The organism is Streptomyces sp. V1I1 (assembly GCF_030817355.1).
In the GTDB taxonomy this organism is placed as follows: Bacteria; Actinomycetota; Actinomycetes; order Streptomycetales; family Streptomycetaceae; genus Streptomyces.
In genome coordinates this window covers 4,737,241-4,763,020 of the sequence record NZ_JAUSZH010000001.1, presented here as the reverse complement: position 1 = coordinate 4,763,020, position 25,780 = coordinate 4,737,241, and the positions used below count along the sequence as shown (strand labels likewise).

Sequence of the window (25,780 nt, the reverse complement as noted above, 5' to 3'; positions counted from 1 at the left end):
GGTGGGGGGCGTTCAGCTTGGGCTCCGGGGGGATCTTGGGTGATCGCCGCCGCGGATCTGGTCCACGGCATGCACCAGTAGCTGCTCCAGTACGGCGAGGCCGTCGCGCACCCCGCCGGTGGAGCCCGGCAGGTTGACGATCAGGGTGCGTCCCGCGACTCCGGCGAGCCCCCGGGACAGCGCCGCGGTGGGCACCTTCTCGCGTCCGTACGCGCGGATCGCCTCGGGGATGCCGGGGATCTCGTGGTCGAGCACCCGCCGGGTGACCTCGGGGGTCTTGTCGGTGGGCGAGATGCCGGTACCGCCGGTGGTGAGGATGACGTCGTACGCGGCGGCGACGCCGTCGCGCAGGGCCTGCTCGACCGGGTCGCCGTCCGGGACGACGCGCGGCCCGTCGACCTGGAAGCCGAGCGCGGCCAGCCCCTCGGCGAGGATCGGACCGCCCTTGTCCTCGTACACACCGGCGGCCGCGCGGTTGGACGCGGTGATGACCATGGCCCGCTGGGCCGCCTCGGGGCGCGGCCCGTGGCTGTGGCCGTACACCTCTCCGGCCCTTGGCGCCGGGCTCATGAGCGGCTCCAGTCGCCGGACTTGCCGCCCGTCTTCTCCTCGACCCGGACGTCGGTGATCACCGCGCCCTTGTCGACGGCCTTGACCATGTCGACGACGGTGAGCGCGGCGACCGAGACGGCGGTCAGGGCCTCCATCTCGACGCCCGTACGGTCGGTGGTCTTCACCGTGGCGGTGATCTCGACGGCGTCGTCCGCGACCGCCAGATCGAGGGTGACGCCGGAGACCGCGAGCGGGTGGCAGAGCGGGATCAGATCGGGGGTGCGCTTGGCGCCCATGATGCCCGCGATACGGGCCGTCGCCAGCGCGTCACCCTTGGGCACGCCCTCGCCCCGCAGCAACTCCACGACCTGCGGTGATACCAGGACCCGGCCGCTGGCCCGGGCGGTGCGTGCGGTGACGTCCTTTCCGGAGACGTCGACCATACGGGCCGCCCCCGCGTCGTCGATGTGCGTCAGCCTGCCTTGCGTACTCATTTTGCTGTGGCGCTCCCGGTCCTGGCCCCTCAGGGCCTGTGTGGGCAGACACGGTACCGCCACCGTATGCAGGTCAGCCGAGGAGGACCACTTCCACCTCCGCGCCCGGCTCGGCCGAGGTGTCGGGCTCCGGGACGACGATCAGGCAGTCGGCATGGGCGAGGGCCGCGATCAGATGGGAGCCGGAACCGCCGACCGGAGAGACGGTGCCCGACTCGGGGTCGTACACACCGCGCAGGAACTGCCGCTTGCCCGCGGGCGACGTCAGCGGATTGTCGGCCTTGAGCAGGGCGCGCGCCTTCGGGCGGTGGACGTCCTTGAGCCCCATCAGGGCCCGGATCGCGGGACGTACGAACAGCTCGAAGGAGACGTACGAGGAGACCGGATTACCGGGCAGCGCCAGCAGCGGGGTGTGCTCCGGGCCGATCGAGCCGAAGCCCTGCGGCTTGCCGGGCTGCATGGCGAGCTTGCGGAAGTCGATCCCGCTGCCCGGCACGTCCACGTCGCCCACCGAGGCGAGGGCCTCCTTGACGACGTCGTACGCGCCGACGCTCACGCCGCCCGTCGTGACCAGCAGATCGGCGCGGATCAGCTGGTCCTCGATGGTGGCGCGCAGCACCTCCGCGTCGTCGGTGACCGCGCCCACCCGGTAGGAGAGGGCGCCCGCGTCGCGGGCGGCGGCACACAGCGCGAAGCTGTTCGAGTCGTAGATCTGGCCCTCGCCCAACTCCTCGCCGGGCTGTACCAGTTCGCTGCCGGTGGAGAGCACGACGACGCGCGGACGGGGACGGACGCGCACGGAGCCGCGGCCGATCGCGGCGAGCAGGCCGATCTGCGGGGGACCGAGGACGGTGCCCTCCTCCAGCGCCAGGTCGCCCGCCTGGACGTCGCTGCCGCGGGCGCGCACATGGGCGCGCGCCTCGGCCGGCCGGTGGACGCGGACCTCGCCGCTCGCGCCCTCCGGGGCCTCGCCGGCCGGGCGCATCGTGGTGGCGGCTCCGCCGCCCGTGCCGCCGTCGGTCCACTCGACCGGGACGACCGCCTCCGCGCCGGGCGGCAGCGGGGCGCCGGTCATGATGCGGGCGGCCTGGCCGGGTCCGACGGTGGGCAGCCCGCCGCCGCCGGCCGGCACATCGCCGATCACCGTGAGAACGGCGGGGAACTTCTCACTCGCGCCGGCGACATCGGCCGTGCGGACCGCGTACCCGTCCATGGAGCTGTTGTCGAAGGGCGGCAGCGCGACCGGCGCGGTGACGTCCTCGACCAGGACGCAGCCCTGGGCGTCGGGCAACTGCAGCTCGATCGGGTCCAGCGGGCGGATCGCGCCGAGGATGTCCTCCAGGTGGTCGTCCACCGACCAGATCGTGCTGCTCACGGTGTTACATCTCCTCGGTCACATAACTGCGAAGCCAGGTCCGGAACTCCGGGCCCAGGTCTTCACGTTCGCACGCGAGTCTGACAATCGCCCGCAGATAGTCCCCACGGTCGCCGGTGTCGTAGCGGCGGCCCTTGAAGATCACGCCGTGCACTGGTCCGCCCACCTTCTCGTCCTCGGCGAGTTTCTCGAGTGCGTCGGTGAGCTGGATCTCGTTGCCCCGGCCCGGCTCGGTCTCACGAAGTATGTCGAAGACGGCAGGGTTCAGGACATAGCGGCCGATGATGGCGAGGTTACTGGGGGCCTCGGACGGGTCGGGCTTCTCGACCAGGTTGGTCACCTTGACGACGTCGGACTCGCCGGTGGCCTCGACTGCCGCACAGCCGTACATATGGATCTGGGCGGGGTCGACCTCCATCAGCGCGATGACGCTGCCGCCCTCCCGCTCCTGGATCTCGACCATCCTGGCGAGCAGCGGATCGCGCGGATCGATCAGGTCGTCGCCGAGGAGGACCGCGAAGGGCTGGTCGCCGACGTGCGGGGCGGCGCAGAGCACGGCGTGGCCGAGGCCGCGCGGGTCGCCCTGGCGGACGTAGTGCATGGTGGCGAGGTCGCTCGACTCCTGGACCTTCGCGAGGCGGCGGGCGTCGCCCTTGCGGGTGAGCGCCTCTTCCAGCTCGTAGTTCCGGTCGAAGTGGTCCTCGAGCGGCCGCTTGTTGCGGCCCGTGACCATGAGTACGTCGGAGAGGCCGGCCGCGACCGCCTCCTCGACGACGTACTGGATCGCGGGCTTGTCGACGACAGGCAGCATCTCTTTGGGAGTGGCTTTCGTGGCAGGCAGGAACCGGGTTCCGAGGCCTGCGGCAGGGATGACAGCCTTGCTGATCCTGGGGTGCGACTGAGTCATGCGCAGCACCATAGCCGTCGAGTATGGGCTGAAGATGAGCCTCCGGTTAACTTCCGACTCATAAAGACATGTACGAGAGGTTTGTGAACGGGTAATGAGCGGTGACTTGTCCGGAAAGAGTGCGGTTCGGCGTGAACTCCTGGACGCCCGGGCCCTCCTGTCCCCTGAGGACGTCCAGCGGGCCGCCGCGATTCTCGCCCGGCTGGCCCTTGACCTCCCGGAATTGGCCGAAGCGGGCACAGTCGCCGCATACGTCTCCGTCGGGCGCGAGCCCGGCACCCGCGCGCTGCTCGACGCGCTGCGCGCGCGGGGCGTACGCGTCCTGCTGCCGGTCCTGAAAGCGGACAACGATCTGGACTGGGGAGTGTACGAGGGCGCGGAACATCTGGTGCGCGCGGGGCGCGGGCTGCTGGAGCCGGACGGCGCGCGGATCGGCGTGGACGCCGTGCTGGATGCGGATGCCGTGCTCCTTCCCGGGCTCGCGGTGGACGCCCGCGGTATGCGGCTCGGCCGCGGCGGCGGCTCGTACGACCGGGTCCTCGCCCGCCTCTCGGCGGCGGCCGCCGACCCGGCGCTGGTGGTGCTGCTGTACGCGAACGAGGTGGTCGCGCGGGTCCCCGAGGAACCGCACGACCACCCCGTGCACGCGGTGGTGACACCCGAGGCCGTCAGGCGCTTCACCGGCTCGACGGACGCTACGGACGCTACGGACGCTACGGACGCTACGGACGCTACGGACGCTACGGAGTGAGCTTGAGGGTGTCGGAGGTCTTCTGGGACACGGCCTGCGCACTGTAGGCCCAGTCGAGAAGCTCGCCGTTCGCCCACTTGTCCGTCTGGTCGGTGTAGTGCGCGCTGTACGCGTGCCCCGACGCGCCGGTCAGATTGATCCACCGGGACTTGTCCCAGTCGCCGACGTTGACGACCATCCGCATCGACGGCACCCAGATGACTCCGTAGCCGCCCGCCGCGTTCCAGCCGGTCGCATTGACCGCGGCCTCGCCGCCGCCAAGATTCCACGGGCCGCGGTTGAGCACGAACTGCAGGAAGCCGGGACCCTCGGTGCCGAGCGTCTGGTTCCTCAGCGTCAGCTGGTGCAGCCGGCCCCAGCTCCAGCTGGATGCATCCTTGCCGAGCTCGGCCGTCAGCTCCCAGCGGGCGTCCTCCATGGCCCGCGCGAGCAGCTGGTCACGCGTGGTGGTGGCCGAGTCGGTACGGCTGGCCGGGGACTTCCACCACTCGTTGTTCTCGTCCTCGAGGATCTTGATCACGACCTCGTACCAGCGGTCGCCGCCGTCCGGCTGCGCTGACTCCGTGTCGCGCTGGCCGCACTCGCGCACCCGCTCGGTCAGCTGGTCGTCCGGGGCCGAGCTGTCGGCCGGGCGGACGTTGAGGCACTCGCCCTCGACGCGCAGCTCCTTGGGCAGCTTGTTGCCGAAGGCGAGCTTGAGGACATTGCGCCAGACCCCGTTGAAGTACGCGGCGGCGCCGGAGTCCGCCTCCTGGGTGTAGTCCCAGCCCTCCAGCAGCTTCTGCGCCTCGCGGACGTAGCTGTCCGAGACGTCGATCTTCAGCAGATACGGCGTGAGCCGCTTGGCGATCTCGCTGCTGTTGTCCATCTGCATGGTGCGCATGTCTTCGGTCGAGATCTTGCCGCCGCCCTGGATCTTCGACTCGATGAGGTCGTTGATCCGCTGGCTGCGGGCGCCGTAGCCGTAGTCCTTGGTGATCAGGTACGGGTACTTCTTCGCGTCGACGACGGCCTGGTTGGCGGTGACGATATAGCCGCGCTCGGGGTTGTACTCGTAGGGCAGCTCATCGAAGGGGATGAAGCCCTTCCACTTGTACTTCGGGTCCCAGCCGGGAGCGGGCGTGGTGCCGTCACCTTGGGCGCGGACCGGGATCTTGCCTGGTGCCTGGTAGCCGATGTTGTTCTTGGAGTCGGCGTAGACGAGGTTCTGCGCGGGAACCTCGAAGTTCTCGGCGGCCGCGCGGAAGGTCTTGAAGTCCTTGGCGCGGTTGAGCTCGAAGATCGCGTCCATGGACTTGCCGGGCACCAGGGCGGTCCACTGCAGGGCCACGGCGTAACCGGCGCCGCGGTCCGGCGCGGAGTTGGAGACCGGGGCCTTTTGGCCGACCTTCTCCAGCTCGTTGCTGCGGTCGGAGACCAGCGGGCCGTGACCGGTGGAGCGGACCGTGATCGTCTTGGAGCCGCCGCCCGCGATCTTGATGACCTCCTTGCGGGTGGTCAGCTTCTTCTCCTCATTGCCCACCTGGTAGCTGTCGCCGGCGAGCTTCTCCAGGTAGAGGTCGGTGACGTCCGCGCCGAGGTTGGTGAAGCCCCAGGCGATGTCCTGGTTGTGACCGATTATCACGCCGGGCGTGCCGGAGAAGGTGTAGCCGGCGGTGTCGTACTGGCAGGAAGCCGAGACCGTACGGCAGTGCAGCCCCATCTGGTACCAGAGGGAGGGCAGCGAAGGCGCGAGATGCGGATCGTTGGCCAGCATCGGCTTGCCGGTCGTCGTGTAGTTGCCGGAGACGACCCAGGAGTTGGAGCCGATGCCGCTGCCGCTGGGGCCGAGCAGCGCCGGGATCGTGTCCAGCGTCTTCGAGAGCGCGGCGAGCTGGGAGTTCAGGCCCTGGGTGGCGCCTGCCGGGCTGTTCCCCCCGCTGCCGGACAGGTCGGACGGCTTGGCGTCCGGGTCGAACTTTCCGGTGGCGGGGTTGATTCCGCCCTTGTCGACGATCGGCTTGTTCCGGTCGTACGGATACGACGGGTACAAGTCCTTGATCTGCTGCTCGGTGAGCCTGCTGGTCAGCAGCGAGCGGTCTATCTCCTCCTGCATATTGCCGCGCAGGTCCCAGGCCATCGCCTTGAGCCAGGCCACCGAGTCGACCGGCGTCCACTGCTCGGGCTTGTAGTCGTTGGCGAAGGACAGGGCGGCGTACTCGACGGAAAGGTCCTTGCCGTCGCGGCCCTTGAGATAGGCGTTGACGCCGTCCGCGTACGCCTGGAGGTTCTTCTTCGTCTCCGGCGTGAGCTTGGTGTCGTACTCCTCCTGCGCCACCCCGCGCCAGCCGAGGGTGCGCAGGAAGGCGTCCGTCTCGACCTGCTCGGAGCCGAACATCTCGGAGAGCCGGCCGGCGGTCATATGGCGGCGTACGTCCATCTCCCAGAAGCGGTCCTGCGCCTGGACGAAGCCCTGAGCGCGGAACAAGTCTTCGTCGCTGTCGGCGTAGATCTGCGGGATGCCGTAATTGTCGCGCTTGACCTCGACCTGGCCGCGCAGACCGTCGAGTTTGAGTGTCCCGGTGGTCTGCGGGAAGGAGGCGCGCACGGTGCTGATGCTCCAGTACGTGCCGTATCCGACACCCGCGACAAGCGCCAGCACCAGGACGATCACGAGCAGGCGGGCGCGTCGCCCCTTCTTCTTCTTGGGGGAAGAGGCGGTTGTGTTGGCGGGCATCGCTGTCCTTCGAGGGGCAGGGTGGTCCTGGAGTGCTGGAGCAACTGTAGGCGCAGCACTCCACCCGTCCGGACGCGGTATCCGTAAGGCAGCAACCCGGCCCCTCAACCCGTACAGATGATCGACCCGCATCAAGGAAACGTTAAAGATTAGGTAAGGTAACGAAGTGTCGCCTGCCGGTAGAACGGTCCGGCATGTAGGCGCGAAGGGAAGGATCGGCCACTGACTGTCCACCAGCTCAATGAACTCCTGCTCATCTGCTCCCTCGTTCTGCTCATCGCCGTCGCGGCGGTGCGCATCTCGTCCCGCAGTGGGCTCCCCAGCCTGCTGCTGTATCTCGGGATCGGGATCGCCATCGGGCAGGACGGCATCTTCGACGTCAGGTTCGACGACGCCAGGCTGACGCAAGTGATCGGCTATGCCGCGCTTGTGGTGATCCTGGCCGAGGGTGGCCTGAGCACGAAGTGGAAGGAGATCAAACCCGCGTTGCCCGCGGCGGTCGCGCTGTCGACCGTTGGCGTCGCGGTGAGCGTGGGCGTCACGGCGGCGGGGGCTCACTATCTGGTCGGGCTGGAGTGGCGGCAGGCACTCATCATCGGCGCGGTGGTGTCCTCGACGGACGCCGCCGCGGTCTTCTCCGTACTGCGCAAGGTGCCGCTGCCGTCCCGGGTGACCGGTGTGCTGGAGGCCGAGTCGGGCTTCAACGACGCCCCCGTGGTCATCCTGGTGATCGCCTTCTCGACGGCGGGGCCGGTCGACGACTGGTACGTACTGATCGGGAAGATCACGCTGGAGCTGGCGATCGGCGCGGCCATCGGCCTGGCGACGGGCTGGCTGGGCGCCTTCGGGCTGCGGCATGTGGCGCTGCCCGCGTCCGGCCTGTATCCGATCGCGGTGATGGCGATCGCGGTGGTGGCGTACGCCGCCGGCGCCATGGCGCACGGCAGTGGATTCCTCGCGGTCTACCTCGCCTCGATGGTGCTGGGGAACTCCAGGCTCCCGCACGCGCCGGCGAACCGCGGATTCGCAGAGGGCCTCGGCTGGATCGCCCAGATCGGCATGTTCGTCCTGCTCGGCCTGCTGGTGACGCCGAGCGAGCTGATGGGCGACTTCTGGCCCGCGGTGATCGTGGGGATGGTGCTGACCGTGGTGGCGCGTCCGCTGGCGGTTCTCGTCAGCCTGCTGCCCTTCCGTATCCCGTGGCAGGAGCAGGTCCTGATGTCGTGGGCGGGGCTGCGCGGCGCCGTGCCCATCATTTTCGCGACCATCCCGATGGTCTTCGACATCGAGGGCAGCGACCGGGTCTTCAACATCGTCTTCGTTCTGGTCGTCGTCTACACCCTGGTGCAAGGGCCGACGCTGCCCTGGCTGGCGAAGGCACTGCGCCTGCGCTCGACCGACCCGGCCGATCTGGGCATCGAGTCGGCGCCACTGGAGCGGCTGCGCGGGCATCTGCTGTCGGTGACGGTCCCGGAGGAGTCGAAGATGCACGGCGTGGAGGTCGCGGAGCTTCGGCTGCCCCCGGGTTCCGCGGTGACCCTGGTCGTACGGGACGGGAAGAGCTTCGTACCGCTGCCGTCGACCGTGCTGCGGCGGGGCGACGAGCTGCTTGTGGTGGCGACGGATCCGGTACGGGACGCGGCGGAACGGCGACTGCGGGCGGTCGGACAGGGCGGAAAGCTGGCCGACTGGCTGGGGACGGGTGGAAACGGCGGAGGAAGATCCGACTAATCGCAGGCAGACCCCTAGGTATGTGACCCATTTCCCAGGCGTAACTCCGAGATCCACCTGTACCATGAAGCCACACTGATCGACCAACTCTGCCTGACGCAGAGCTGGCGCGACCGTATGGCGGCCGCGGCGCCCTCGCAGTGGGCCCCGGTATCTACCGCAGATCCGCGCAAGAGGACAGCTCTCGGCAGCTCCCGTACGTCTCGTATCACGAGCGTGCGTCTCGTATCACGAGTACGACGCGTACCAGGGGCGCGCTACCAGGCGGCAGAAAGGCACGGACCGTGGCATCCACGGTCGAGACCCGCCCTGGGTATGGGCTGCTCCTGCGCACCCCCGGCGCCTGGACATTCCTGCTCCCCGGCTTTCTGGCACGCCAGCCCTTCGCGATGCTGACCATCGGCATCGTCCTGCTGATCCAGCACACCACCGGTTCCTACGGCAGCGCCGGCGCCGTCGCCGCCTTCACCGGTGTCTCCATGGCGCTGTTCGCACCGCAGAGCGGCAAGCTCGCGGACCGATTCGGGCAGCGGGCCGTCCTGCTGCCGGGCGTGCTGGTGCACACCGCTTCCGTATCCGCCCTGACAGCGCTCGCGCTGGCGGACGCGCCTATTTGGGCGCTGTTCGCGGCAGCCGTGCCGACCGGTGCGTCCGTACCGCAGATCGGCCCGATGGTGCGGGCCCGCTGGGCCGCCATGCTCGGTGGGGGCACCTCCCAGGCCGAAGGCTTCGGGGGAGGCTCGCCACTGATGTCCACGGCGGCGGCCTTCGAGTCCGTGACGGACGAGTTCACCTTCGTCGTCGGACCGGTGCTCGCGACCGCGCTGTGCACGGGCGTCCACCCGGCGGCGGGACTGATCGCCGAGGCGGCACTGACGCTGGCCGGCGGTCTCTTCTTCGCGGCCCAGAGCCGTACGCAGCCGGCGGTCCGGCCCGCGGCGACAGCCGCCGAGCCGCACGCCTCCGCCCTGTCCATTCCGGGAGTGCGGGTACTGGCCGTGGCCTTCCTCGGCATCGGCTCGGTCTTCGGCGGAATGCAGGTCGCACTGACCGCCTTCTCCGAGGAGATCGGCAACCCCGGGGTCAACGGTCTGCTGTACGGAATTTTCGCGGCCGGCAACATGCTGGCGGGCATCGCGTGCGGCGCGATCGCCTGGAAGAGCGGGCCGCGGCGGCGCATGGTGCTCGGCTACGCCGGGCTGACACTGGCGGCCTCCGCGCTGTGGGCGGTTCACTCCGTGGCACTGCTTGCGGGGCTCGGGCTGCTGGTCGGCCTGTGCATCGCGCCCGCCCTGATCAGCGGCTACACGCTGGTCGAGACCCTGGTGCCGGCTTCGGCCCGTACCGAGGCCTTCACCTGGCTGACGGGCGCGGTGGCGCTCGGCCAGGCGGCGGCCGTGACGGTGGCCGGACAGCTGACCGACGAGCACGGCGCGAGCGCCGGATTCCTGGTCCCCCTGGTGGGCACCGTGCTGGCCCTGGTCACCCTGGTCGCGCTGCGCTCGCGGCTCTCGGCGAGGGCTTCCGGGCGGATCGCGGCACGTGGGATGGGTCACCGAGTGCCGGTGGCGGTGGACTGATCCAGCGGAATACGTCACTATGGACCGTCGTTAGCACTCATTGAGTGAGAGTGCCAGGAGGAAGACCAGTGCCGACCTACCAGTACCAGTGCACCGAATGTGGCGAGGGCCTCGAGGCGGTGCAGAAGTTCACCGATGACGCCCTGACCGTGTGCCCGAGCTGCGACGGACGCCTGAAGAAGGTGTTCTCGGCGGTCGGCATCGTGTTCAAGGGGTCCGGCTTCTACCGGAACGACAGCCGTGGGTCGTCATCGAGCAGCTCGCCGGCGTCGACGTCGGGCGCGAAGGCTTCCGACTCCAAGTCGTCGGACCCGAAGCCTGCGGCTTCGACGTCGTCCTCTTCCTCGTCGTCGGGTTCTTCGGGCTCGTCGAGCTCTTCGAGTTCGTCCACGAGCTCCAGCGGCAGCTCCGCCGCCTGAGGTCTGCTTCCGGGGACCCCGCCGTTGTGTACGGCGGGGTCCCTTGGCGTTTTCGCGCCCGGATACTGTGACAGCCATGGCGACCAACGCGAGTAACGCGAGTAACGCGAGTAACGCGAGTAACGCGAGTAACGCGAGTAACGCGAGTAACGCGAACGCAGAGATCGGTGTGATCGGCGGCTCGGGCTTCTACTCCTTCCTGGAGGATGTCACCGAGATCCAGGTGGACACCCCCTACGGCAGTCCCAGCGACTCGCTGTTCCTCGGCGAGATCGCCGGGCGGCGGGTCGCCTTCCTGCCTCGGCACGGACGCGGCCACCATCTGCCGCCGCACCGCATCAACTACCGCGCCAATCTGTGGGCGCTTCGGTCAGTGGGCGTACGGCAGGTGCTGGGCCCGTGCGCTGTGGGCGGACTGCGGCCGGAGTACGGGCCGGGGACGCTGCTCGTACCGGATCAGTTCGTGGACCGTACGCAGTCGCGTGTGCAGACGTTCTACGACGGGCTGCCGCTGCCGGACGGGACCATTCCGAACGTCGTGCATGTGTCACCGGCCGATCCGTACTGCCCCGACGGGCGCAAGGCGGCGCTGGAGGCGGCGCGCGGGCGGAACTGGGAGCCGGTGGACGGCGGGACGATGGTGGTGGTCGAGGGACCGCGCTTCTCGACCCGGGCGGAGTCGCGGTGGTACGCGGCGATGGGCTGGTCGGTGGTCGGCATGACCGGGCACCCGGAGGCGGTGCTCGCCCGTGAGCTGGCGCTCTGCTACACGTCGATGGCGCTGGTGACGGACCTGGACGCGGGTGCCGTGTCGGGCGAAGGAGTCTCCCACGAGGAGGTGATGGAGGTCTTCGCCGCCAATGTGGACCGGCTGCGGGCGGTGCTGTTCGACGCGGTGGCGGGGCTGCCGGCGGACGGGGACCGGGACTGTCTGTGCACGCGGGCGCTGGGCGGCGTCGATCCGGGGTTTCAGCTGCCGTAATCGCTCGCCTGGATGAGGGAGTTGTCCACAGGGCGGGGGTCGTCCACAGGCGTCTGCGGGATGCGGACGGAGGGTGGATCGTGAGGAGCGGTCGGACCAGGTGATCGGTCCTGGTGATCGGTCCAGGTGGTCGGACCAGGTGATCGGTCCTGGTGATCGGACCTGGTGATCGGTCCTGGTGATCGGTCCTGGTGATCGGTCCAACTCCACTCCTCACGACAGGCGGTGAGTGTCATGTCGCTTCTCCCTCCCTCCCCCGCGCCCGAGCCTCTAGGTGTGCCCCCGTTCGCTCCGCTGCGGGTGCACGGCGGAGCGCATCGGCTGCAGCGGGCGATGCGACGGCGAAGGCGGGCGCTGGCGGCCGGTCTCGCCATGACGGCGGCGGCGCTTGCCGCTTCGGGTGCCCGCGGCGCGGACGGTTCGGGGACGGAGTCGCTCGCCGCGGCACCGCAGCGCGAGCGCCGGCCCGCCGCCGAGATGGTGTCGGCTCCGGTGCGTATCGCGGATGCCGCGACAGTACGGCTGCTGCGCCCGGGAGACCGGGTGGATGTGATCGCCGCCGCCAACTCCCCTACGGGGCAAGGGTCCGAGGCACGAGTGGTGGCGTCGGGAGCCCGGGTGGCCGAAGTCCCGGGTACGCGCGAGCCGTCAGCTGAGGGCTCTTCTCCGGACGGCGGTGCGCTGGTTGTGCTGTCCGTTCCACGGGCGACGGCCGCGGCGCTGGCGGGCGCGGGGGCGACATCCCGGCTGGCGGTGACAGTGTGCTGACTGCTCGTGCCCGTACTGACGTACCGTCAGGTTGCTTCTTCGCATATGGGGACTGGACAGCGCGGTCACGCGCTGACGTAGGTTTCGGAGCGTTTGGCTCCGTGTCCTGCACATGCGAAGAGAGGCTCAGTGGTGAGCGAGAAGAAGGTCAGCGTCGTGGAAGGCTTCAAGACCTTTCTGATGCGCGGCAATGTGATCGACCTGGCCGTCGCCGTGGTCATCGGCGCGGCGTTCACCCAGATCGTGAACTCCGTGGTGAAGGGCGTGATCAACCCGGTGGTCGGCGCGTTCGGGACGAAGGAGCTCGACTCCTACAACTCCTGCCTGAAGGGCAGCTGCAAGACGGTGAACGGCGAGGTGGACGGCATCCAGATCCTGTGGGGCTCGGTGCTCAGCGCCACGCTCACCTTCCTGATCACCGCGGCCGTCGTCTACTTCCTGATGGTGCTGCCCATGTCCAAGTACCTGGCCAGGAGGGCCGAGCGGGAGGCCGCCAAGGAAGGCGCGAAGGAAGTGGTCGAGCTGACCGAGCTCGAGGTCCTGAAGGAGATCCGCGACGCGGTCGTGGCGCAGCGCCGCTCGGGCCACGACGAGTAGCGAAGGCAGCGAAAGCTCAGATGTGGTGGGGCGGCTTCTCGTCGAGGAAGCGTGCCAAATCGGCGGCGCTGTCGCCGGCCGCAAGAGGCCGCTCGCCCCACCCACGGTCCGTATCGTCCGGGGATTGCTGGTCCAGCGGATCGTCGAAGATCAGCTTCGGCTTCGGGGACTGCTGTCGTGGCTGCTTCGCATCACGCGGTCCGGGGGCGGGGGCGGTGCTCATACCTCCAGGGTACGGCGAGGGGGGCGGGTACCGGTCGGGTGGCCCGGGCGGTAGTCGGGGCGCGGCGGCAGCTGCGGGTGGCCGAGGGCGGTCGGCGGGGGGGCCGGGGACGGCCGCCCGGGGTGCCCGGGGTGCGCGGGGTGCCCGGTCCGCGCGGGGTGCCCGGGGTGCGCGGGGTGCGCGGGGTGCGTCGGCGGACGGCAGCGCGCGTCTCGCCTCCCAGTCCCGCCCCGGTCTGTTGTGCTTGTGCGCATGACGTCCGCACCCAGCCCGGGCCCCACAGGCCCAGACGCCTCAGCGCCGCTGCGCCGTATGACCCCCCGCAGCCGCGACGAGGCGCACCGCGCCGCCACACCGCTGGAGCTCTTCTTCGACCTCTGCTTCGTCGTCGCGGTGGCGCAGGCCGGTATGCAGCTCGTCCACGCGCTCGCCGAGGGCCACCCGGGCACCGGCATCATCGGCTACGGCTATGTCTTCTTCGGCGTGTGGTGGGCCTGGATGAACTTCACCTGGTTCGCCTCGGCGTACGACGTCGACGACGTGCCGTACCGGATCGCGACCCTGGTCCAGATCTCCGGAGTACTGGTCTACGCGGCCGGGGTGCCCCGCGCCTTCAACGACAACGACTGGACCGTCGCCGTCATCGGCTATCTGATCATGCGGGTCGCGCTGACGACCCAGTGGCTGCGGGCGGCGGCCTCGGAGGCGGGACCGGCCCGGAGGACCGCGCTCGAGTACACCGCGAGCCTCGTGGTCTGCCAGCTGGCCTGGGTGGGGCTGCTGTTCGTGCCCGACGGGGCCAAACGGTGGCTGTTCATCGCCCTGGCCGCCGCGGAGCTGCTGATCCCGCTGGTCGCCGAGCGGAACCAGCAGACCCCGTGGCACCCGCACCACATCGTCGAGCGCTACGGACTGTTCACGATCATCGTGCTGGGCGAGACGATGTTCGCGAGCACCATCGCCGTACAGTCCGCGCTCGACCAGAACGAGGCCCTCGGCGAGCTGCTGCCCATCGCGGGCGGCGGGCTGCTGATCGTCTTCTCCGCGTGGTGGATCTACTTCGCCGTACCGGCGCACGAGCGGCTGGTCTCCAACCGGCAGGCCATTCCATGGGGCTACGGACACGTCCTGATCTTCGGGTCCGCGGCAGCGATCGGCGCGGGCATCGAGGTCTCGATCGAACACGTGGTGGGCAAGGCGCACATCTCCGCGGTCGCGGCGAATGCCGCCGTCACCGTCCCGGTCGCCCTCTTCCTGTTCACGGTCTGGCTGCTGCACGCACGTCACTTCAAACGCACCCTCCCACAGCAACTCACCCTGCCCGTCGCGACCCTGGCAGTCCTCGCCTGCACATTCGCGGGGGACTGGGGCGTCCTCGCCGCAGGGCTCGTCACCGCGGCGACGGTCGCGGTGGGTGTGACACTCGCCACCCGCCAGACGGTCACCGCGTGACGGCCACCGCCTGCCGCAACTGGCGTGATACGCATGGGCGTTATGGACAGGAATGATGCTCCGGCAGACGGGCCGGCCGGCGGACCGGCAGAAGGTGGGCTCACGGACGTAGCCGGCCTGCGGGTCGGCCACGCGCGCGTGCCCGGCGAGCGTGCCCTCAGCGGCACCACCGTCGTGCTCGCCCCCACGGGCGGAGCGATCGCCGCCGTCGATGTACGCGGCGGTGGCCCCGGCACCCGGGAGACGGACGCCCTCGACCCCCGCAATCTGGTCCAGCGCGTCGAGGCGGTCGTACTGACCGGCGGCAGCGCGTACGGCCTCGACTCCGCCGCCGGCGTGATGGCCTGGCTGGAGGAGCAGGGCCGCGGCGTCCGCGTCGGCCCCGACCCCTCGCACGTGGTGCCGGTCGTCCCGGCCGCCTGCGTCTTCGACCTGGGGCGCGGCGGCGACTGGCTGGCCAGACCGGACGCCGCGACGGGACGCGCCGCGGTGGAGGCGGCAGCCCGTACGGAGGAGGGCGCGCCGGTCGAGGAGGGCGGCGTCGGCGCGGGCACGGGCGCGGCCGTCGGGCAGCTCAAGGGCGGGATCGGCACCGCGAGCACGGTCCTGGACTCCGGGATCACCGTCGCCGCGCTCGTCGTGGCCAACGCCGCGGGCTCGGCCGTCGATCCGCGGACGGGCGCGCTGTACGGGCAGTACTTCGCGGGCCGCGTCACCTACCCCTCCCCCGACGTCCACGCCGCGGCCCAGCTCCGCCTCACCGAGGCGCGCGAGAAGAGCGGGCCGCCCCCGCTCAACACCACACTCGCCGTCGTCGCCACCGACGCCGACCTCACCCGCGCCCAGGCGCAGAAGCTCGCGGGCACGGCGCACGACGGCATCGCCCGCGCCGTACGCCCCGTCCATCTGCTCAACGACGGGGACACCGTCTTCACCCTCGCCACGGGCGCCGTCCCACTCGACGCCGCCAACCCGCTCGCGCTCAACGAGGTGCTCGCGGCGAGCGCGAACGTTGTGATGCGGGCGATCGTACGGGCGGTACTCACGGCCGAGGGGGTCGAGGGACCGGGCGGGGTGTTTCCTGCGTACCGGGACCTGTACGGCATCAACTGACTTACGGGGCAAGTCAGTTGGCTCCGGCGCACGGAACCCCCCGCGGATGCGCGGGAACGCGAGCGGACGCGCGGGAACTTCCCTCGCACCCCCTTCGTTTTCCCGAACCCCGGACACGTTGTCAGACCCAGGGGCTACGTTTAGCAATCACCAAGTGACTTGCGGCGACGGCCTGGAGACCCACCTTGAACGATCGGTACGAGACAACCGAGACGCAGCTCGAGCGACTCCTGGGTCGGGCGCTCAACTCCTTCGACCTGCCCGACGCCACGGTCGAAAGACTCGAGTCGGCGCTGGCGCACGCCAGTTCGCTGCACTCCTCGCACCACAGCGCGGCGCTGCACCGCGCGACGTACCGCCATGCCTATCTGCTCAGCGACGGCAGCTCGCTCGTCCTATGGGAGCTGGTGCACAACACCGGGCGCGGCGGCGCTGAGCAGCACGAGCTGTACACCGAGGAGTCGGAGGCCCGCCTCGCCGCCTCACGGCTGCCCGCCGGTTTCCCGGGCTTCGCCGGACCGGACGCGGGCCCCGGCTGGGATCCGGGCGCCGATCCCGGCGCCGACCTGGACGCCGATCTGGAGCTTCTCGCCAGCCTGATGGCGACGCCGCCGGCCCCGCTCCCCCGGACGTACGTCCCGGACAACTCCGCGGACCACGCCCGCCGCGTGCTGCGCCGCGCGGAGAACGCGGACCGGCCGGGCGAAGAGACCGCGCGCCTGCTGCGGGCGGCGTTCGCCCACCACATCACGCAGGTCTTCGGCCGCCAGTACCGGGTGGAGGGCAGGGACGCGGGCTTCACCCTCTACGAGCACGCGTTCTTGCTGCTGGACGGGACGGAGACGAGCCTGTGGGAGGTGGAGCACACGGCGACGCCGGACGGCCGCCATATGTGCGAGGTGTACGGCACGGAGCACACCGCGCGGGAGGCGATGGAGCTCCGGGCGCGGGTGCGTTAGCCGACGGGCTGCGTCAGCCGACGGGTGCTTGGGCCCGCGGGTGCTTGGGCCCGCGGGTGCTTGGGCCCGCGGGTGCGTTCGGCACAGGCGGTGATCATCCACCCCCTTCCGAGGGGGCGTGGCCGAGGCAGCAAGTTCGACCCCGAATTGTTGGAGCCGGTATTCCGGACCCCTCACTGATTACCGTTTCTGACACTGAGCTAGAGATCTTTAACGGTGCAGGTTACGGACGGGCAGTGACGTGTTCGAGGCAGGTCTTGACCAGCGCGGTGAGCCGGTCGAGGTCCTGTTTGGTGAGGTTGGTCAGGGATCTATTCAGGTGTGACCACACGCCCTCGACCGGGTTGAGTTATGGCGCGTACGGCGGCAGCTGGTAGTCGGTCAGCCGTAATCGGGCGGCGATCAGATCGCGCATGGTCCGCGCTGCGGGCATCTCGGTGTGGCCTGGTCAGCGGAAGCGGTTGCGGCGGCGGTATGCGTAGGCGGCGAGCAGCGCTGCGGCAACCGAAACGAGGCTGCCGACCGTGAGTATGGCGTTCTGGGTGTTCCCTTCGCGCTGGGGGGTCGGCTTCGTGCCGATGGTGATGCGGCCGGTGGTCTCTCGTGTGACGAGTCCACTGGCGAGGGTCAGTCGTGCAGTCCACTCACCGTCTGGCAGACGCGGGTTGAGTGTGGTCTTTGCCAGCTTGGAGTGGCCCGGGCCGATGGTGCCTGCCTTGACGTTGAACGGGCCTGCGGACAGGCCGCCTGGCCCATCTGACAGCGTGAGTTTGCCCGTGAGGTCGAGGGCCCGCCCGCCGGTGTTCTTCACCCGGGCGGTGACTACCGGTACGCCGTCTGCGGCGCGGGTGCCAGTCAGATCTTTGATGTGGAAGTCCGACCGCGGTGCCCCGCCGGGCCCGACGGACAGATAGATGCGCACCCCTGCGCGGGCCGCGTTGCGTACTTGCTCTGAGGGGTCGTGCTGGGGACTGATCTCCGCCCAGAGGACACCGTAGTGTTCGCCGCCGGTCGCATCATTCGCCACGGTGATCTCGGTCCACACTGTCGCCGTCTCGTCGGGGGCCAGGACGAGTTCGCTGTGCTCGAGCGTCACCCAGCTGGTGAGCTCGTTGCCGGTACGACCGGGGGCGAAGGTGAAGCCGTCCTTGCGGACCGCGGCGGCCGCGGGGTAGAGCTGTACGCGGCGTCGTGTGTCCGACAGGTTGGTGACCGCGATCCGCCTGCGGATCTGCTGGTCCGGTTTGACGTGATCGATGATGTACCGGTGGGCGCGCTCGTCGTCGCGGCGGCTGACCGGCGCGTCGACGATCCGGATGCCGACGCTCACGTGGTCAGACGCCTGCGGCGTCTCCGCGGCCACAGGCGCGACTGATCCGAAGAGCAGTGACACTGCAAGCAGCAGTCCACCCACGGGCTCACGCCACCGAATGGGTGACCGTCCCGCTGTAGAGCCCGCCGACGGCGCCGTTGGGGATGGTGATCTCCAGGGTGGGGTTCCAGCTCGCGCTGTTGTTTCCGCTGCCCGAGGTCTTGGAGAACGCGGTGCGTGGCCGCTCCAGGCTTTGCCGGTCGGCACGTGTGGGTTGGCCGGGCACGAAGTCGCCGTTGCCGGTGGTAGCGGTCGCCGGCCCGGACCAGTAGTCCACCAGGTTCGGCAGGACGGTCTCGCTGGGCGAGTCCGTTCCGGTGTCGAACTGCGTCGAGACCACCGACGCTGTCCACGTGGCATCCGCCGCGGCCCGCTCGTCGATCACCGTCACGGTGCCGAGCTGACCGCTGATCGTCTGCCCCGGGAACCCGGACCCCAGATTGCGCGAGGCGGGCACCTCGATCCTGAGGTTCGCCGTTGCCACGGTGAACGTTACGGTCGTGTCCCCCGACGGCTGGGCGACCGCAGGCAGCGATGCCGCGCCCACCACGGTGATGGCGACGACACACGAAAACATTGCTCTTCTGCGCATCACACCACCATAGTTTGGCATGTACTGAAACCTTGGTATTTAGCCTGCGTCATGCGACTGAGTGGGTGACCGTCCCGGTGTAGGTGCCGCCCACAGCGGTCGCCGGCACCGCGACGGTCAGCGTCGGCTGCCAGGCGGTGGTGTTGTTCCCGTTGCCCGACGTCTTGGCGAACGCCTTACGCGGGAGGCTGAGGCTCTGCGCCTGCGCGCTCGTGGCCTGGCCCGGTACGCGGGTGCCGGGGCCTATGGTTCTGGTGGCCTGACCCGACCAGTACGAGAGTTGGTTCCTGGAGATCTGCCGGGCGGCGCCGCCGCCCGGCGTGGTGAAGTCGCTCGCCGACACCGTCGCGGTCCAGACCGCGTTCTGCCCGCCCCGCCTGTCCGACACCTGGACTTCACCGAGCTGTCTGCTGATCGATGAACCAGGAAAGGCCGCGCCGAGACTCACCGCAGCCGGGACGGTGATCGTCAGTGTGCCCGACGGTTGCGCGATGCGTACCACGGCGTGATTTGTCACCGGCGCTGCTGCGCCGGGCAACACCGTCACCATGACAGCCGACCCAACGCCCATAAGCGTCCACAGAGTTTGCACGCCGCGACTATAGATCCCGCTGCGGGTCCTTTTGGTTCATCATCACCCATTTGGTGGGTTTCTATCTGGCTGCGACCGGTTAGCGTTCCCCGACCGGTTTCGCCCATCCGCACCCCCCGGCGGATCTTCGTCCAGGAGCCCCATGCGTAACTCCGCACGCACAGCGACGTACACCGTCCTCGCCCTGGTCCTCGCCGCCTCCGCCAGCCCCGCCCTGTCCATGCCGGCGCACCACGGCCGAACGGAACCAACTCAGCTCGCCAGCGCCGCCCACGACGCCCTGAATCGAGACGACCGTCCGAGGTGGAGCCCGACACACCCGGAGCCCACACCAGATCCGGCTACGCACCCGCACCTTCGATCCGACCACACCTGAGGGGGAAGGCACCCGGCCGCGGGGACCACTACGGTCGGAGAGCGGCCACGCGTACCTGGTCCAGTTCGCGACCACGCCGCTCAACAGCCACCGAGCCGAGCTGGCGGCCCTCGGTGCCCGGATCGGCGCCTACATTCCCGACGCAACGTACGTGGTGCGCATGGACGCCGCGACCCGAGGGCGGGTCGCTGCGCTGCCGTTCGTGCGATGGGTCGGCCCGTACGACGCCGGCGACAAGATCGAAGGCGGGGCCGGGCCGTCGAGCACCCGCCGGTACCTCATCACGCTCGTGGAACGGAACGCCGCCGACCAACGGGCGGTGGTCGAGCGGATCAGAACGATCGGCGGCACAGTGCACGTCGCATCGGCGAGCCGGCAACTGATCGAGGCAACCCTGGAGCCGGCGCAGGCGCTTGCAGTGGCGCACCTGGACGCGGTGCTCGCGCTCGACATCTGGACGGCAGGCGAAGTGGACATGAACAACGCCCGCATCGCGGGCGGCGCCAACGCGGTCGAGACCGCGCTGGGCTACCTCGGCCAAGGCGTACGCGGCGAGGTGATGGACACCGGGCTGCGCACCACACACCAGGAGTTCGCGGCATTCCCGCCGATCATGCATACCGCCAACACCACCAGCACGAGCCACGGCACCTCGACGTACGGGCAGATCTTCTCCTCGGGCGTCAGCGCCAATGCCCGCGGTCTGCTCCCCCAGGCGCAGCCCATCTTCGCCGCCCAGACCCTGGTGTCCGACCGATGGGCGCACACCGCGCAGCTCGTCGACCCGGCAGGCCCGTACCGGGCGGTGTTCCAGTCCAACAGTTGGGGCAGCGCGCTGACGTACGGCTACAACTCGACGTCGGCGGCGATGGACGACATCGTCTTCGACCACGACATCCTGATCTGCCAGACGCAGGGCAACACCGGTAACCGCTCTGCCCGGCCACAGGCGTGGGCGAAGAACGTGGTGTCCGTCGGTGGCGTCTACCACTACGACACCGTCTCCCGCACCGATGACGCGTGGAACGGCGGCGCGAGCATCGGCCCTGCCGCGGACGGGCGGATCAAGCCCGACCTGTCGAACTACTACGACGCGGTCTACACCACCGCGAGCGGCGGCGACGCCGCGTACACCGGCACGTTCAACGGCACCAGCGCCGCCACCCCGATCACCTGCGGCTACGCGGGCCTCGTCTTCCAGATGTGGGCTGACGGGGTCTTCGAGGGCAGCCCCGGTCTGGACCGCGACGTCTTCGCGTCCCGGCCACATGCCGCCACCGCGAAGGCGTTGCTGATCAACTCGGCCGACCAGTACGCCTTCACGGGCACATCCCACGACCTGGCCCGAATGAAACAGGGCTGGGGTACGGCCAGCGCCGGCAACCTGTACCAGCAGGCGCAGGGCAACAACTGGCAGCTGCCGATCCTGGTCAACGAGACCGACGTGCTCACGGGGGGCCAGACCGCGACGTACACACTGACCACCGACGGCAGCCAGCCGCTGAAGGCGACGATGGCCTACACCGACCCGATGGGCTCCCCGTCGGCGGCCCAGGCGCGGGTCAACGATCTGACCCTGAAGCTCACTGCCCCGGACGGCACCGTGTACTGGGGAAACAACGGACTCGCGGCAGGCAACTGGTCAACACCGGGTGGCTCGGCGAACACGATCGACACCGTCGAGAACGTGTTCATCGAAACCCCGGCCGCCGGCACGTGGACGATCGAGGTCATCGCCAGCCAGGTCAACGTGGACGGACACGTGGAGACCCCCGCGACCGACGCTGACTTCGCCCTGGTCGCCACCGGAAAAGTCACCGGCTAGTCCAGAGATCATTAATGGCTGTTTACGCCCTCTTCAGCCGTCACCGCACCCCGTAACCCCCCGCGTTCACTCGTCGCCTGCCTGCATTGGAAACAGCTACTGAAACAGCTCTCGCAGCGTCTCAAGCTGTCCCTCGCCCAGGCGGGGGGCAGCTTTCGCTTGCCGGGCCGCCCACGCCTCGATGTGCGGGGCAACGGGGTCCGCATCAGCAGACATGGGGCGTCCGATGCCGGCAGCAACGACGGCCGTCACTGCCACACCTCCCCTTCTGACTTGACGCGTTCAGCTTGATCGCGGACCTGGGTGATGTCGTGTCGGGTTTGGGCGGCGAGGAGTTCTTCGCCAGGGCGGTAGCCGGAGGCCAGGTAGGCCCACGAGGATTCGGTGACGAGGGTGGTGTTCTCGTCGGGCGTGGACTGACCGGCACGGGTGCGGGCTTGCTCGGCTTGTGCGGTGCGCCAGGCTCGACGTACGTCCCGGAGTGCGCCGAGGGTGGTGGAGTAGCGGCGGGATTTGGTGGAGAAGTGGCCGCGGAATCCAGCATGTGGGCCCATTTCCAGAGCTTGAGGTCTGCGAATTCCGGGAGGTGGCCCAGCGCCCAGGCGGTGCGGATCATCTGGCGTACGTGCCGCTGCACGCGAGGTCTTTGAGGGGTTCGGCTTGTCCGGTGCCGTCGCAGTCGGTGCGCAGGTCGCGGAAGTTGTCGGGGCCGCGCACATAGCCGCGCCCGGCGCAGGGGTGACAGATCAGGGAACGGTCGACGGTGCCGGAGCCTTCGGCGCTCTTGGTGGCGTACTTGGCGACGTAGGCGGCGACTTTCTGGTCTGAGAGGTCGCCGTTCCCGAAGGCGGTGATCTCGCGTACGTCGAGCTTCTGGCCCCACCGGATCTTGCGTTCGCCGATGGCATCGGAGGCGATGGTGAGGAAGGTCTTTTGTGCAGTCTTTTTGATGGCGTGGGTGAGTGCGTCGACGGTGGCCCAGGCGGGTGGGGGCTGGTTACCGCCTTCGGGGCCGTCGAAGCGGATCACGGCGTGGAAGTGGACCGGGCCGCGATTTTGGTACTCGGCGACCTTGGCGAACGAGACGCGCAGTGCAGCGTTCAGTGCCTTCTGTGTCATGCCGAGGTGGGCGGCGAGTTCGCGGCGGAGGTAGGTGGTGAAGCGTGCCCAGAGTGCACCGGCGTGGGCGTTCCACAGCACCGCACCGGTGTAGTCGTAGGTGGCGGGGTTCAACGGTGTGCCCAACATGGTTGATTCTGCGGGGTGTTGGGTGCCGCAGTGGCAGCGCGGGTGGTCGCCCCTGCCGGTTGGGCGGCGATTCGCGAGACGAACCAGCGCAAAGCGGCCCAGACGGGGTCAAACGGTGATGTGAGCGCCACGGGCGAGGAGACAGCGGCGGAGCGCTCCGCAGGAACCATCCAACGAGGAGCGACAGCCTGTCTAGTCCCAGGTGATGTTTGACGTTCTGGTCCCAGTTGATGCTTGACGGTGGGCCTAGACAACATCAGGAACTTCGTGGGGCTTGTTCGCCTTCGTATTGCGGACCGGGATGTCGGTGGTGCGCTGGATGACCCGGGCCTGCCCGTCCAGCTCCACGGTGATCTTCGACTCCGCCACGTGCACGGTCACGGTCTGTCCGGCGTAGGTCCGGCCGAGCGAGACGACCTGTCGGCAGACCATGATCGTGCCCTGGGTGCTGATCCGCCGCTGGACCCGGACGGGCTCGACGCGTAGTCGTGGCGCCGGACCTGCCGGCCGGACGCCTCTCAGGCGGCGGACTTCCTCGCTGCTGAGCGGGTTGGGCCGCACCCGCAGTAGTTCCCGCGACTGTGGATCGAAGAACGACAGCGTTGCGCCGTCGATCCGGATGCTCACCGGGCGCCCACCCAGGATCTCCGCCGCCAGCACCTGGTGCCCGCCCAGGCCCACCAGCCCGCTGTTGTTCACGACCCGGTCCACTTCGAATGCTGCCGTGTCCCCGGCCGGCAGCGGAGACGGCCCCGCCACACGCCCACCCCGAGCGGCCAGCAACGCCAGATCAGCCACCGACAAGTGCGAGCGCACCGTCTTGATCCGCGCCCCACCGATCAGCAGGTGGATCACGGTCGTGTCGGCCCAGAACGTCACCGTCAGCCCCGAGCGGGTCGGACCCAGCCAGAACTGCTTGCCCGCCAACTGAAGATTCCCGCTCGGCGGCACCACCCGCTCGAACTCCACCGCCCCACCATCTGCCACCGGCACGGCCACCGCCGCACCCACCGCGGATGCATCCTGGCCCGAACTTGCAGACATTTCCGCAACCGATGCAGCCCTCTGCGCAGGCACTGCCGACAGCACCGCGGGCACCCGCAACCCCAGCAGATCCCGCTCCGCTGCGGGGACCGGCGCGAACCGGTCGGCCGGAGCCTGCATCTCCAAAGCCTGGTGCGGCCGGACGGTGTTGTATTGCGCCACCCACGCATCCAAAGCGTCCTGCGCCAGCGCCATGCTGGTGAACGGCCCGCAATCATTCAGCAGTTCACGCCGCAGCGTCTGATGGAACCGCTCGACCTTCCCGGTCGTGGTCGGCGACGCCGGCTGGGTCAGCCGGTGCGCGATCCCGTTCTCCCGGCAGATCCGGTCGAACAGCACCTCACCACCCTGCCCGAACCGGTCGGTGAACTGCTTGCCGTTGTCGGTCAGCACCTCCTGGGGCACCCCGAAAGCCCGCAACGCACCCGCGAACGCCGCACACATCGCACGTCCCGTCGCGCGGGCCACCACCGACGCGATGACGCAGTACCGGGAGTGATCGTCCACCCCGGTCACGACCTTCGCCTCAGTCAGCTCCCCGGTCATCTCATCGACCAGCATCACCCCGCCAACGATGTCCATCTGCCACAACTGCATCGGCGCCTCACGCTGCCAGCGCTTGTAATCCTCCCGCCGCCGACGCCGACTGACCCGCTCCACCAGCCCGTGCCGCACCAGGATCCGATACACCGTCATCCTCGAAGGCGCCGGAGCAACCGCTCCAGCCCGCTCCAGCACATACGCGATCCGCCGAGGCCCCCACGCGGGATGCTTACGCCGCAGCTCACACACCGCCGCCTCCACCTCCGCAGAGGCCTGATGCGGACACGAGGCCGGCCTGCGCGAGCGGTCCGCCAGTTGCCGTCGCTCCTGTGCGAACAGGAGCGACGGCGGTCACGACCACAGACTCCGGGCTTTGCTGGATCCGTGAGCAGGGATTGACCTGCGGTGAGCCGCGCCGGTACTCGTGGACGCATGGGTAGAGCCAACGTGGACCAGGGGTGCGAAATAGCGAGAGGCTCCTACCCGGTCCATCCCGGTGGGGCCCCTTCGGCTCGACTCAATGACCCAGGTCGATGCCCAAACGGGCCGCCAGTTCGCGGAGGTCTTCAACAGGAATCGTAGGCGCCTGCATCAGCGTCACAGCCGGTGCTTCGGCCTGCGGGGTGACGCTAGGGGGACAGCCGCACGGCCGCCCACACGGTCTTCCCCCTCGGGTGGACGTGGACCTGGACGTCCGCCGACAGCTCCCGCACCAGATGCCAGCCGAACCCGCACGGCTCGCGGACACCCGCCGGGCGGGGCCGTGGCGGGGCCGGGCTGGCGTCCTGCACCGCCACCGTCACCGTTCCCAGGCCTTCCTCCAGCCGGAACCCGGTCACCCCGCCGGCATGCCGCACCGCGTTGGTGACCAGTTCCGACACCACCAGCACCACCGCGTCCGCCCCGCTCCCGCCACCCGGCGCGACGACGGACAAGAACCTGCGGGTCACTTCTCTCGCGCGTTCCGGTGTCTCGACGCGGGACCCGTCCAGGGGTCCGTAGTCCTCCTCGGGTGGATACACCATCGCGGCCTCCGACGGCTCGGCACTCAGACTCTTGCCGTCTTCCCCGAACCGATCGCATCACGGCCGGCTGGGCTTATCGGCTCCCCGCTCGGCCGGCCGCGAGTTCGCCTCGGCCCGGGGCTTCACATCGGTCATTGATCCAGTGGTGGGATGGACGCCACGACACCGTTCAGAACCCGATCCCGCAGCTGGACAGCGAGCACATCAACCGCGTTGACCAGGGCCACGAGGACGTTCTCCGGCTCACCGGAATCGATCGCCGCTTCGGTGACTTCCAGGAGCTGGAGGGCATCACCGGCGAGTTCCGTTCGGACGGCGGCTTCCTGCGGGCTGAAGCCAGCCAACTGCTCAGGAGCGAGGGCAGTCACGAGCGCATCCAACTGGGTGCGGGAACAGACCAGTTGCTGCATTGCCGCATCGAAGCGTTCGTACTCCACTTCTTTGGAACGACACACCGCCGCCAAGGTCACTTGACCACGGAAATGTGGAGCAGGCACCGAAAGAGTTTTTTGTTCCGCCAGGGCCGGGCCTGTCAGCCGCACGA

22 protein-coding genes and 2 pseudogenes are annotated in these 25,780 nt (G+C 69.3%); 11 read left to right on the top strand and 13 right to left on the bottom strand.

The features are described 5' to 3' along the window. Window positions 1-12: 12 nt before the first annotated feature. From QFZ67_RS22515 to galU, 4 genes are read right to left on the bottom strand one after another with little or no spacing between them, the layout of a single operon-like run. Window positions 13-570, bottom strand: coding sequence for a molybdenum cofactor biosynthesis protein B (locus QFZ67_RS22515; RefSeq protein WP_373430089.1), 558 nt, complete (start codon window positions 568-570; stop codon window positions 13-15). Next, on the bottom strand, window positions 567-1,079 hold the full coding sequence (moaC, locus tag QFZ67_RS22510; protein ID WP_373430239.1) for a cyclic pyranopterin monophosphate synthase MoaC: 513 nt from the start codon (window positions 1,077-1,079) through the stop codon (window positions 567-569). The genes QFZ67_RS22515 and moaC overlap by 4 nt, the downstream gene beginning before the upstream one ends. Before the next feature lie 40 nt (window positions 1,080-1,119). Further along, window positions 1,120-2,421 carry a gephyrin-like molybdotransferase Glp gene (glp, locus tag QFZ67_RS22505; RefSeq protein ID WP_307662882.1) on the bottom strand — a complete coding sequence of 434 codons (1,302 nt, stop codon included), beginning with the start codon at window positions 2,419-2,421 and terminating at the stop codon, window positions 1,120-1,122. Between the two features lie 4 nt (window positions 2,422-2,425). Beyond that, window positions 2,426-3,328: a UTP--glucose-1-phosphate uridylyltransferase GalU gene (gene galU / locus QFZ67_RS22500; protein WP_307662881.1), complete on the bottom strand. Its 903-nt coding sequence runs from the start codon at window positions 3,326-3,328 to the stop codon at window positions 2,426-2,428. Between the two features lie 94 nt (window positions 3,329-3,422). Here galU and QFZ67_RS22495 point away from each other — a divergent pair, with 94 nt between their 5' ends. Next, complete coding sequence (locus QFZ67_RS22495) at window positions 3,423-4,079, top strand: 5-formyltetrahydrofolate cyclo-ligase (protein WP_307662880.1); 657 nt, start codon at window positions 3,423-3,425, stop codon at window positions 4,077-4,079. Here QFZ67_RS22495 and QFZ67_RS22490 read toward each other — a convergent pair. Next, window positions 4,069-6,795 (bottom strand): penicillin acylase family protein, encoded by a 2,727-nt coding sequence (locus tag QFZ67_RS22490; RefSeq protein WP_307662879.1) that lies wholly within the window; start codon window positions 6,793-6,795, stop codon window positions 4,069-4,071. The genes QFZ67_RS22495 and QFZ67_RS22490 overlap by 11 nt on opposite strands. A 222-nt stretch (window positions 6,796-7,017) precedes the next feature. Here QFZ67_RS22490 and QFZ67_RS22485 point away from each other — a divergent pair, with 222 nt between their 5' ends. The 6 genes from QFZ67_RS22485 to mscL all read left to right on the top strand — a co-directional run bounded on the left by QFZ67_RS22485 (window position 7,018) and on the right by mscL (window position 12,872). Then, window positions 7,018-8,526 (top strand): potassium/proton antiporter, encoded by a 1,509-nt coding sequence (locus tag QFZ67_RS22485; protein WP_307665922.1) that lies wholly within the window; start codon window positions 7,018-7,020, stop codon window positions 8,524-8,526. Between the two features lie 284 nt (window positions 8,527-8,810). Then, window positions 8,811-10,106: an MFS transporter gene (locus QFZ67_RS22480; protein ID WP_307662878.1), complete on the top strand. Its 1,296-nt coding sequence runs from the start codon at window positions 8,811-8,813 to the stop codon at window positions 10,104-10,106. 68 nt (window positions 10,107-10,174) lie between these two features. After that, window positions 10,175-10,525 carry an FmdB family zinc ribbon protein gene (locus QFZ67_RS22475; RefSeq protein WP_307662877.1) on the top strand — a complete coding sequence of 117 codons (351 nt, stop codon included), beginning with the start codon at window positions 10,175-10,177 and terminating at the stop codon, window positions 10,523-10,525. 76 nt (window positions 10,526-10,601) lie between these two features. Next, entirely contained in the window at window positions 10,602-11,507 is a 906-nt protein-coding gene (locus tag QFZ67_RS22470; protein ID WP_307662876.1) for an S-methyl-5'-thioadenosine phosphorylase, read from the top strand. Between the two features lie 234 nt (window positions 11,508-11,741). After that, entirely contained in the window at window positions 11,742-12,275 is a 534-nt protein-coding gene (locus QFZ67_RS22465) for an RcpC/CpaB family pilus assembly protein (RefSeq protein WP_307662875.1), read from the top strand. Between the two features lie 132 nt (window positions 12,276-12,407). Beyond that, a complete protein-coding gene (mscL, locus tag QFZ67_RS22460; protein ID WP_307662874.1) occupies window positions 12,408-12,872 on the top strand; it encodes a large conductance mechanosensitive channel protein MscL in 465 nt (154 codons plus the stop codon). Between the two features lie 16 nt (window positions 12,873-12,888). Here mscL and QFZ67_RS22455 read toward each other — a convergent pair whose 3' ends face one another. Continuing rightward, complete coding sequence (locus tag QFZ67_RS22455; protein WP_307662873.1) at window positions 12,889-13,095, bottom strand: hypothetical protein; 207 nt, start codon at window positions 13,093-13,095, stop codon at window positions 12,889-12,891. A 312-nt stretch (window positions 13,096-13,407) separates the two neighbouring features. Between QFZ67_RS22455 and QFZ67_RS22450 the strand changes: the two genes are divergently transcribed. The 3 genes from QFZ67_RS22450 to QFZ67_RS22440 all read left to right on the top strand — a co-directional run bounded on the left by QFZ67_RS22450 (window position 13,408) and on the right by QFZ67_RS22440 (window position 16,619). Continuing rightward, window positions 13,408-14,547, top strand: coding sequence for a low temperature requirement protein A (locus QFZ67_RS22450; RefSeq protein ID WP_373430088.1), 1,140 nt, complete (start codon window positions 13,408-13,410; stop codon window positions 14,545-14,547). 42 nt (window positions 14,548-14,589) lie between these two features. Then, on the top strand, window positions 14,590-15,660 hold the full coding sequence (locus QFZ67_RS22445) for a P1 family peptidase (RefSeq protein WP_307662871.1): 1,071 nt from the start codon (window positions 14,590-14,592) through the stop codon (window positions 15,658-15,660). Between the two features lie 185 nt (window positions 15,661-15,845). Then, window positions 15,846-16,619, top strand: a complete 774-nt coding sequence (locus tag QFZ67_RS22440) for a DUF6227 family protein (RefSeq protein WP_307662870.1) — start codon at window positions 15,846-15,848, stop codon at window positions 16,617-16,619. 448 nt (window positions 16,620-17,067) lie between these two features. On the opposite strand, the gene QFZ67_RS22435 is transcribed toward QFZ67_RS22440, so the two are convergent. The 3 genes from QFZ67_RS22435 to QFZ67_RS22425 form a co-directional block, all read right to left on the bottom strand. Next, window positions 17,068-17,949 carry a peptidase gene (locus QFZ67_RS22435; protein ID WP_307662869.1) on the bottom strand — a complete coding sequence of 294 codons (882 nt, stop codon included), beginning with the start codon at window positions 17,947-17,949 and terminating at the stop codon, window positions 17,068-17,070. 88 nt (window positions 17,950-18,037) lie between these two features. After that, window positions 18,038-18,583 carry a hypothetical protein gene (locus QFZ67_RS22430; protein ID WP_307662868.1) on the bottom strand — a complete coding sequence of 182 codons (546 nt, stop codon included), beginning with the start codon at window positions 18,581-18,583 and terminating at the stop codon, window positions 18,038-18,040. Window positions 18,584-18,632: 49 nt separating this feature from the next. Then, complete coding sequence (locus QFZ67_RS22425; RefSeq protein WP_307662867.1) at window positions 18,633-19,100, bottom strand: hypothetical protein; 468 nt, start codon at window positions 19,098-19,100, stop codon at window positions 18,633-18,635. Between the two features lie 611 nt (window positions 19,101-19,711). Here QFZ67_RS22425 and QFZ67_RS22420 point away from each other — a divergent pair. Further along, window positions 19,712-21,376, top strand: coding sequence for a S8 family serine peptidase (locus QFZ67_RS22420; RefSeq protein ID WP_307662866.1), 1,665 nt, complete (start codon window positions 19,712-19,714; stop codon window positions 21,374-21,376). Window positions 21,377-21,624: 248 nt separating this feature from the next. Here QFZ67_RS22420 and QFZ67_RS22415 read toward each other — a convergent pair. The 4 genes and pseudogenes from QFZ67_RS22415 to QFZ67_RS22400 form a co-directional block, all read right to left on the bottom strand. Beyond that, a pseudogene (locus QFZ67_RS22415) lies at window positions 21,625-22,696 on the bottom strand (replication initiator); the annotation flags it as partial. A gap of 174 nt (window positions 22,697-22,870) precedes the next feature. Then, window positions 22,871-24,526, bottom strand: a pseudogene (locus QFZ67_RS22410) (IS481 family transposase); the annotation flags it as partial. A 314-nt stretch (window positions 24,527-24,840) separates the two neighbouring features. Then, a complete protein-coding gene (locus tag QFZ67_RS22405; RefSeq protein WP_307662865.1) occupies window positions 24,841-25,236 on the bottom strand; it encodes an ATP-binding protein in 396 nt (131 codons plus the stop codon). Window positions 25,237-25,367: 131 nt separating this feature from the next. Beyond that, complete coding sequence (locus tag QFZ67_RS22400; RefSeq protein WP_307662864.1) at window positions 25,368-25,778, bottom strand: hypothetical protein; 411 nt, start codon at window positions 25,776-25,778, stop codon at window positions 25,368-25,370. Window positions 25,779-25,780 lie beyond the last annotated feature (2 nt).

Bases quoted from the DNA above. Each gene is read 5' to 3' on its own strand.
- QFZ67_RS22515 (WP_373430089.1), bottom strand. From the start codon at position 570: ATGAGCCCGGCGCCAAGGGCCGGAGAGGTGTACGGCCACAGCCACGGG.
- galU (WP_307662881.1), bottom strand. From the start codon at position 3,328: ATGACTCAGTCGCACCCCAGGATCAGCAAGGCTGTCATCCCTGCCGCA.
- QFZ67_RS22495 (WP_307662880.1), top strand. From the start codon at position 3,423: ATGAGCGGTGACTTGTCCGGAAAGAGTGCGGTTCGGCGTGAACTCCTG.
- QFZ67_RS22490 (WP_307662879.1), bottom strand. From the start codon at position 6,795: ATGCCCGCCAACACAACCGCCTCTTCCCCCAAGAAGAAGAAGGGGCGA.
- QFZ67_RS22470 (WP_307662876.1), top strand. From the start codon at position 10,602: ATGGCGACCAACGCGAGTAACGCGAGTAACGCGAGTAACGCGAGTAAC.
- QFZ67_RS22465 (WP_307662875.1), top strand. From the start codon at position 11,742: ATGTCGCTTCTCCCTCCCTCCCCCGCGCCCGAGCCTCTAGGTGTGCCC.
- QFZ67_RS22455 (WP_307662873.1), bottom strand. From the start codon at position 13,095: ATGAGCACCGCCCCCGCCCCCGGACCGCGTGATGCGAAGCAGCCACGA.
- QFZ67_RS22450 (WP_373430088.1), top strand. From the start codon at position 13,408: ATGACCCCCCGCAGCCGCGACGAGGCGCACCGCGCCGCCACACCGCTG.
- QFZ67_RS22445 (WP_307662871.1), top strand. From the start codon at position 14,590: ATGGACAGGAATGATGCTCCGGCAGACGGGCCGGCCGGCGGACCGGCA.
- QFZ67_RS22430 (WP_307662868.1), bottom strand. From the start codon at position 18,583: ATGCGCAGAAGAGCAATGTTTTCGTGTGTCGTCGCCATCACCGTGGTG.
- QFZ67_RS22420 (WP_307662866.1), top strand. From the start codon at position 19,712: ATGGACGCCGCGACCCGAGGGCGGGTCGCTGCGCTGCCGTTCGTGCGA.
- QFZ67_RS22405 (WP_307662865.1), bottom strand. From the start codon at position 25,236: ATGGTGTATCCACCCGAGGAGGACTACGGACCCCTGGACGGGTCCCGC.